This is a genomic window from Vibrio sp. 10N.222.46.A1 (genome assembly GCF_041473595.1).
GTDB lineage: Bacteria > Pseudomonadota > Gammaproteobacteria > Enterobacterales > Vibrionaceae > Vibrio > Vibrio tasmaniensis_A.
In genome coordinates this window covers 1-824 of record NZ_JBFRSN010000962.1, presented here as the reverse complement: position 1 = coordinate 824, position 824 = coordinate 1, and the positions used below count along the sequence as shown (strand labels likewise).

Sequence of the window (824 nt, the reverse complement as noted above, 5' to 3'; positions counted from 1 at the left end):
CCGTCACTTACAAGTTAAGAGGAAAGGCAGCGGGAAAAGCCTACCTCCAGTTAAACGAGATAAAACTCAACCAAGTGCTATTCAGCGAAAATGAAGACGCCTTTATTAGCGAAGTCGTACCTCATGAACTCGCACATCTGATCACATATCAGGTCTTCGGACGAGTTAGGCCTCACGGCAATGAGTGGAAATACGTGATGGAAAAGGTATTCAATGTACCGGCCAGAACCACACACAGCTTGGAAATCACCTCAGTGCAGGGCAAAACTTTTGAGTATCGCTGTGATTGCACCACTTATCCCCTGTCGATAAGACGACACAACAAAGTCATCCGCAACCAATCAACGTATCGTTGCCAACAATGCCAGCAAACCTTAGCTTTTACCGGCCTTCAATTGAGCTAAGTCTTGAGCTCATAAGATAACGCGAATAAATGTAATAGAGTGAACTAACATTTGAGTGCTAGACTGTTGTTTATCATACTTTCATCAGTCTTTTTCTATGCAAAAAACCTCTCCAAAAGTATTTGGCCTATCGATGTCCTTTTACCTATCAATAGTATTTGGCCTACTGGTAACCCAAAGCGTTTTCGCCGCTCCACCAAGTTCGTTCTCCAAAGCTAAAAAAGAAGCGGTGAAGATTTATCTCGATCACCCGACTTCATTTTATTGTGGTTGTGACATCACTTGGAAAGACAAAAAGAAAGGTATCCCCGACCTCGACGGCTGTGGTTATCAAGTGAGAAAACAGCAAAAGCGCGCTTCCCGTATTGAGTGGGAACACGTGGTTCCAGCTTGGCAATTCGGCCACCAGCGTCAGTGCTG

At 44.5% G+C, this 824-nt stretch carries 2 protein-coding genes; both read left to right on the top strand.

Features of this window, described 5'->3' with window-relative positions:
* Positions 1-404 (top strand): SprT family zinc-dependent metalloprotease (locus AB4496_RS22575; protein ID WP_372132035.1); only part of this gene is annotated, 404 nt, incomplete at its 5' end.
* 97 nt (positions 405-501) lie between these two features.
* The coding region (locus AB4496_RS22570) for an endonuclease (protein ID WP_372132033.1) at positions 502-824 on the top strand (323 nt) is incomplete at its 3' end.